This window comes from Stieleria sedimenti, assembly GCF_025060895.1.
GTDB classification, from domain to species: domain Bacteria; phylum Planctomycetota; class Planctomycetia; order Pirellulales; family Pirellulaceae; genus Stieleria; species Stieleria sedimenti.
Window position 1 is genome coordinate 1 of record NZ_JANZKV010000244.1, and the last position, 6,494, is coordinate 6,494.

Here is a 6,494-nt window from a genome sequence, read left to right on the forward strand (position 1 = left end):
CACGGATCCCAGGCTGCTTTTCATCCGTGGGTACGCCCTGCCATCCGTGGGGTCATTCAAATCGGGCATTGGAGGCCTTCGATTCCGGCCGCGATCGAATCAGGCGGATGAACGGCGCGTGACGAATATCGGTAGACGGATCACTACCGCGGCTGTCACGCACAGCGTGACCTACCGAAGAACTGAGGCGGAGCCACACCGGCATCGCGTTCCAGGGGAATACACCACGCGCCACTGGCTGGCTCACGCCACGTGCTGGCATGCCAATCCGGCGGGAAACGCCAGAAGGCGGCCCTACGCGGCCGGATACAACTGATACAGCATCAGGTAGACCAGCACGCCGGTCACCGACACGTACATCCAAACGGGGAAGGCGAATCGCACCAGCTTCTTGTGCGCAACGATGCGACCCTTCATCGCCAAGTACACCGCACGCAGTGCCAAGAACGGCACCGCAATCGCCAACAACAGGTGCGTGCCCAGGATCCCATAATACGTGTAGCGAGCCGCCAGCGGTGCAACATCGGTATCCGTGGGAAAACGAGTGTTCGGCTCCCCGGTCGTCAGATACAACGCGACCTTGTGCAACAGATATAGCACCAAGAACGCCGCACTGATCGCCAGCGCCGTCAACATCATCTTCTTGTGCCCGCGTGGATTGCCCTGACGAATCCTGATCAACCCGAGGGCCAACACGACCGTCGCTGCGGCGTTCAACAGGGCCGTGCAGTGCGGCAAATTGTCGGACAGAAATTGCCACATCGTTAATTGAGTCCCAAGTTCAAAGTTCCAGGTTTCAAGTTCCAAGTATTATTTTCTTGTCACCCCTTTTCCTGTCGTCATCGCCGGCATCTTTCTGCCCCCGATTTTTCTGCCATCACGCTGCTGACACTACAGCATTTCGCTGATCGCGGATTCCAGCTTTTCCATCTGCCGCGACTCCGGCCAGCTGTAAAAGCCTTCGATCTTTCCTTTCGCATCGACCAGCACAAATTTTTCGGTGTGAAACCCTTTGTCGATCGGCTGCTGAAAAATCTCCGCTCCGATGCGACGGATGTAGGTCAGATCGCCGGTCAAGAATAACCACTGGTCCTTGTCGGCACCGAAGCGGGCGGCATACTCCCGCATCACTTCCGGCGTGTCACGCTCCGGGTCGACGGAGATGGCGAGAAACTTGACGTCTTCGCCTCGAAAACGCTCCTGCAACTCCTTCAGCTTCTGGTTTTGCTGCGGGCAGACACTCGGGCAGGTCGTGAAAAAGAAACTGACCACATAGGGCTGGCCCAACAAGTCCTCGCTCTTGACCAACTCGCCGCTACGCTCGGTTAGCTCGAACCGGCTCAACCAGGCCTCGTCCTCGGGCGGATGAACGACTTCATCGTTGGCGATTTCGTTGCTGTCGGTGACCAACGGTGCTTCGCCGGGCGCCACCTCAGCGGTGTAGACCACGTCTTCTGGTCCCGGCCCCGTGGGTGCCGACCGTTGGCGAAGCGTGCGGCCCACCAATCCCAAAATGACTCCCACGAACAAGATCGCGGCGATGTTTGACGCGGTTCTCATAGATCACCAAAAGACACGAATCGTAACAACCGCCAAGACGGCGGGCAGCACCAACAACGAGGACCGAAGCAATCGGCGTGCCGTCACATCCGTTCGGCTCCGCGCGAAGCGGATCGATGCCTTCAACATGGGGACTGTGGCAGCCAGCACCGCGACGCTGCACACGACGGCGGGAACGATCCCCGGCGACAGACAACACAACACAACGCCGCAAAGGATCACCGCCAGCGACCCGGCGATGCTCTGAATCGCCGCAGAGATCCCGGTCGGCTCGACCGTCGTCGACATGCAGAATCCGGCCTGTTCGTACTGGCGTCGATACAGCCAAGCGATGGCCATGAAGTGCGGATACTGCCAAGCGCCCAACACGCCAAACAACAACCACCCGGTCCCGTCGGCCAATGATCCGCCCAGTGCCGTGTAGCCGATCAACATCGGCAATGCACCGGCGATCGCTCCGACCGTCGTGTTCCAGGATGTCCGGGTTTTCATCGGCGTGTACAAAAACACGTACAGCAACCAGGTTGCCAACCCGACACCGGCCGGCGTCAACGAGAACCCCATCCACAAGATCGCAAGCCCCAGCGTGCCCATCGAGGCGGTAAACGCCGTCGCCGTAGCGGTCGACATCCGCGCCGATGGTAGCGGGCGAACCGCGGTCCGCGGCATGTTGCGGTCGATCACGCGTTCCCAAATCTGGTTCGCTCCGCCCGCGCTGCCGGCAACCATTCCGGTGCCCAACAACAACAAGACGAGGGTGCCGAGCGAAACCGGTCCGCCGGCAGCAATCATCGCCGTGGCGACCGTTGTCACCAAGATCATCACGACGATCCGCGGCTTGGTCAGCTGAATCAGATCAGAAACCAACACACGAATCGAAACCTCCGTCTGATCCACCATCTGATTCAATGCCGGTGTTGCCTGGGCCGTCACTTCCATGCGTCGAGTGGCTTCCCTGCGTTGAGCCGGCAGATCGAGTACGGCCACTCCCGGACCTTGGAGGTCGGATTCATAGCGGGAATCGGTGGCAAGGACGTTGCTGGACATAAATGATTAAACGGGGGTGGCAAGCGTTCGCTGACGTAAAACTTGAACCAGGATCACCGCCGCCGTCGCCAGAATCAGCGACCCGACCGCAACATGGGCGGTCACGATGATCGAATCCACGAATCCCTTTGAGCGAACCAAAAAGCCTTCGCCAAACGGAAGAAACTCCAAAACGCTCGGCCAACCGTATGTGACGATCCATGTCCCGGTTCCGAGCAAGATTTGACAGCCCACAAACCATATCAGCCAACCGGCCGGCCTGGACAGCGTCAAATCGCCGCAGCGACGCACCAAAATGAACAAAACCGGCGTCAACAACCACAAACCGAAAGCAGTGACGATGTGGACCGCCACAATCAGCGTAAAGGTTCTCGGTGTGGTCAACGGCTGGACATGCCGAAGCTGCGCCCCCAGAACCAACTGCAAATAGCTCAATAGCACCGGCACAGACGCCACCGCGACGACCCAGCGGCCGAGCGGCTGGACCGAACCGGTGCCCTGTGCCGCTCGCGTTGCCGTCAGCTTGCGGTCCCACCATCGACGGCTGGTCACCGAGGCGGCGATGCAGCACAAGACAAACACCACGGGGCCGAAACAGCCATGAATCATCGCGGTGGTTCGATCGCTTAACAACACGCGAACTCCGCCCAACGCACCTTGCGAGATCACGGCGACCAGGATCGCGACGGTCAGCCAGACGACCGCGCGACGATTTTCGCGCCGAATCGCCGCGATCACCATCGCGATCGCCACCAAACCGACGACCGCCCCCAACAGCCGGTGGCCGTGTTCGATAAACAGGTCAAAGGGACCGTACAGCCAAGTCGACAGCGGGTACAAAAACAGGTTGTATCCGTAAGTCCCGGGCCAATCGGGAACCGCCATCCCCGCGTCGTACGTGGTCACCAAACCGCCGACCCAAATCAACGGCCAGACCAGACACACCGACAACACCGCCAGGCGATGCAGCAGCGGTGACCGCTCTGCGGCGAGGCTCTGATTCGTTTCGTTGGATTCGTTTTCGCTCATCAATTTCCATGCCGCATCGCGTGGATCTTCTCACCGAGGATGCCGCCGGCCAGTGCCCCGCCGGCACCGAAGATCGCTCCCGGCAACACTCCACCTTGCCCAGCCATCACCATCAAGGCGATCCCCAACCCCAGTCCGACGATGGCTCCGACGCTGCGGTAGCTTTCACGACTCATGGCTTTGCCTCATCAAGCGACCGAACATAATGCACGATGTCCCAAACCTGATCGCTGGTCAGTTCTTTGTCCGACGGCTGATCCGACACGCTTCGTCCGGCCATCGGCGTGCCGGCGATACCGGCAACAATCCGGCGGTACAGCGTCTGGGGATCTCCGCCGCCGCGATAAACACCGTCGGTCAACTTTCTGGGGTGAATCTGCCGCGGTCGCAATGCCCCCGCCTTGCGGAACGGCCGCACCGCCTCTCGATCGGTCGGCGTGACCGCGATGCCTTCGGTAAATTCTTTGGTCCAGTCGTCAAAGTCGAAGGTGACGATTTCCCCACCGCCTTGTTTTCCATGGCAACCGACACAATTGGCGATCGGGCCATGATACAGTTCATCTCCCCGCGCGATCGATGCCGCATCGTCCGGCGTTTCTTTCGGCACGGCGATCACTGCTTGCGGGGCGTCGACCCACTGGCCGGTGATACGGTCCAGCGTATCTCGGGCCACCTCCATGGCGAATGCGTCTTGGTCAAAATCCGCCAGCGTCAACAGACTGGCGTCGTCATCGGGCCGTGACTCTTCATAACCCAACTCGACCACCGCTTCGGTCAGCAAACGCCGTTCGAATTCACCCCGAACCGACAAATAGATGACGTAGTCGACCAAGGCCTCCAGATCCGATTCGGAAAGCCGCTGGAACGACGGCATGGCTGTCCCGGGTGCACCATGACGCAGAATCGTCATCAAGTCCTCGCGTGTCGGCTTGGCGCCCCGCTCGGTCGATTTCCACTTGTAGACGCCCGGGCGAAAGTCACGCGGATAGGGGTTTTGCAGCAAGGACGCTGGGCCGTTCCCGCCGCCGGATACCCCATGACAGGTCACGCAATGCTCGTTGAAGAGCCCGAAGTGCCGATTCTCTTGATCGCTGTAAACCGGCCCGGCAGCCCGTTGCAGATTCTCCAAGCGAACGAGCGACTTGGCTGCGTCACGCGACATCTGGTCGGCCGGCCAACGCGGTTCGATTGGCGTGCCGAACCAGGCTTCCAACGCCGCGGTCGTGTCCTCTGCGGCAAGCTCGGTCGGGGCATCCAGCTTGGCCGAGACGACCAGCGAATAAACCTGATTGGGCGGATAGTGCTCCACCGGTGCATCACAGCCGCACAGCAAAGCCGCCGCGGACAGGAACCCGGCGCACAGGATTGGAGCGAGCCGGACCGGCGCGAACACGGGTGCCGAGCGAACCGGCACCGAAGAAATCGACGTTTTGCAGAGGGTTGGTCTCATAGGAGCAGCGTAACCGAACGCAATCGAATGAACCAACCGAATCAATTGTCGCAGTTCCCCAGCAGCGGCGAGATCGAGACGCCGCTGCGGTCGTTCATGGCCGGTGCCCGAAATGCCTCATCGGCTCGTCGCTTAAAACGCGTCGACCGGGACCTCGATCGTGCCCATGTCGTTCAGACCGGGTTTGATCTCGACTTCGAACTTGCTGCTTCGCCATTCGGTTTCTTCACCGTTGACGATCACGTCTTTGAGTGACCCATTTTCGTGGTTGGCACGGAAAATGACTTCGCCGACCGGCAATCCCTTGATCTCCAGCACGCCGTCTTCATCACTGACTGCGGCAAAGGGGTGATCAAGCACGACGACTTGAGCCTTCATCCAGTTGTGAATATTGCAGGCGACCGGAATCGGCGCCGGCTCGTCTTCTTTCAGCTCGATTTCGACCGCCCCACCCGAGGGAACGGTGAGGTTTTGCTGGGTGTTATTGAAGAACTGAAAATTGGCGTTGTGCCCGACCTTGTCCGGATTGGTGACTTTGATCGTGTCCCCTTTCTTGGCGATCAAGACATGGGGCTCGAACCGGCAATCCTGGTTCGCCAAAACGTGGGTTTCGGGCTCCAATTCCATCGGCGGCAGCTCGGTACCGCGACGCCCGGTGTAGACGTACACGATCACATTCTTGATGCCGTTGTTCTTGGAATTCACGACCAAGGTCTCGTCCGGAATCATTTTCGAGCCGCAGAACGCTTGGTCCACGTTGGGTGTGATCGGCGGAAAACTCTTCGCGGCGCCCTTCAATTTGAACGTCATCCGCAACGTTCCGGTTTCCTGGGCCTGGGCGGGAGAAACCGCGGTCAGCAACGTGCCAACGGCGATCGCGACGGCCGTCGGAACAAACAATCGGGTCATAGATACAAAGTGGTTCACACTTAAACTCCTAGAGTGGTGGATGCCTAGAACGCAACGAGTGTAATTGGTCCGCGAGCGCAGATTAAGACCGCGTCCAGCAGTGACGTCGAAAGCTCTCTTAAAGCCTCGTTCAGAACGAGCATTGAAAAAGGTGGCGGCCGAACCGGAGCGGGGGACTCAGTCGGCCGCCACCTTCTCAAAAACTAGTCGTCGGGAGTCGCGCCGCCATTGGGGTGGGGTGGGGTACATAGGCGACAGAAACACGATTCCCGGGGGGTTACGTCGGATTATACGCTCGAAGGAAAAAATGTCTACCACTAATGAACGATAAAGCCCCTGGAAGTCCCGTCGGTGCGGGTGGAAATCTGCTCCCATGGTCGGTGTCGCCGTTTTTGTTAGCGGTAGGGCGCGAGCGGGTTGTCGATTTAGTCGATGTTTCGAAATCAACGCGACCATCCCAGCCCGACGCGTAAGCGAGGGGCGCCGCGTGGCCCCTTGC

At 59.6% G+C, this 6,494-nt stretch carries 7 protein-coding genes; all 7 read right to left on the reverse strand.

Annotated elements, in window-relative coordinates:
• Positions 1 to 294 precede the first annotated feature (294 nt).
• A complete protein-coding gene (locus tag NZK35_RS27705; protein ID WP_259635771.1) occupies positions 295 to 762 on the reverse strand; it encodes a DUF420 domain-containing protein in 468 nt (155 codons plus the stop codon).
• 129 nt (positions 763 to 891) lie between these two features.
• Positions 892 to 1,560, reverse strand: a complete 669-nt coding sequence (locus tag NZK35_RS27710) for an SCO family protein (protein WP_259635772.1) — start codon at positions 1,558 to 1,560, stop codon at positions 892 to 894.
• Positions 1,561 to 1,563: 3 nt separating this feature from the next.
• On the reverse strand, positions 1,564 to 2,607 hold the full coding sequence (cyoE, locus tag NZK35_RS27715; RefSeq protein WP_259635773.1) for a heme o synthase: 1,044 nt from the start codon (positions 2,605 to 2,607) through the stop codon (positions 1,564 to 1,566).
• A 6-nt stretch (positions 2,608 to 2,613) separates the two neighbouring features.
• Complete coding sequence (locus NZK35_RS27720) at positions 2,614 to 3,636, reverse strand: COX15/CtaA family protein (RefSeq protein ID WP_259635774.1); 1,023 nt, start codon at positions 3,634 to 3,636, stop codon at positions 2,614 to 2,616.
• Positions 3,636 to 3,812 (reverse strand): hypothetical protein, encoded by a 177-nt coding sequence (locus tag NZK35_RS27725; RefSeq protein ID WP_259635775.1) that lies wholly within the window; start codon positions 3,810 to 3,812, stop codon positions 3,636 to 3,638. Before NZK35_RS27725 ends, NZK35_RS27720 begins: the two co-directional genes overlap by 1 nt.
• Positions 3,809 to 5,086 (reverse strand): cytochrome c, encoded by a 1,278-nt coding sequence (locus tag NZK35_RS27730; protein WP_259635776.1) that lies wholly within the window; start codon positions 5,084 to 5,086, stop codon positions 3,809 to 3,811. Before NZK35_RS27730 ends, NZK35_RS27725 begins: the two co-directional genes overlap by 4 nt.
• A 132-nt stretch (positions 5,087 to 5,218) precedes the next feature.
• A complete protein-coding gene (locus NZK35_RS27735) occupies positions 5,219 to 5,995 on the reverse strand; it encodes a methylamine utilization protein (protein WP_259635777.1) in 777 nt (258 codons plus the stop codon).
• Positions 5,996 to 6,494: the final 499 nt, after the last annotated feature.

Excerpts from the sequence above, each read along its gene's own strand:
- NZK35_RS27705 (WP_259635771.1), bottom strand. The coding sequence starts at position 762 with ATGTGGCAATTTCTGTCCGACAATTTGCCGCACTGCACGGCCCTGTTG.
- NZK35_RS27710 (WP_259635772.1), bottom strand. The coding sequence starts at position 1,560 with ATGAGAACCGCGTCAAACATCGCCGCGATCTTGTTCGTGGGAGTCATT.
- cyoE (WP_259635773.1), bottom strand. The coding sequence starts at position 2,607 with ATGTCCAGCAACGTCCTTGCCACCGATTCCCGCTATGAATCCGACCTC.
- NZK35_RS27720 (WP_259635774.1), bottom strand. The coding sequence starts at position 3,636 with ATGAGCGAAAACGAATCCAACGAAACGAATCAGAGCCTCGCCGCAGAG.
- NZK35_RS27725 (WP_259635775.1), bottom strand. The coding sequence starts at position 3,812 with ATGAGTCGTGAAAGCTACCGCAGCGTCGGAGCCATCGTCGGACTGGGG.
- NZK35_RS27730 (WP_259635776.1), bottom strand. The coding sequence starts at position 5,086 with ATGAGACCAACCCTCTGCAAAACGTCGATTTCTTCGGTGCCGGTTCGC.
- NZK35_RS27735 (WP_259635777.1), bottom strand. The coding sequence starts at position 5,995 with ATGACCCGATTGTTTGTTCCGACGGCCGTCGCGATCGCCGTTGGCACG.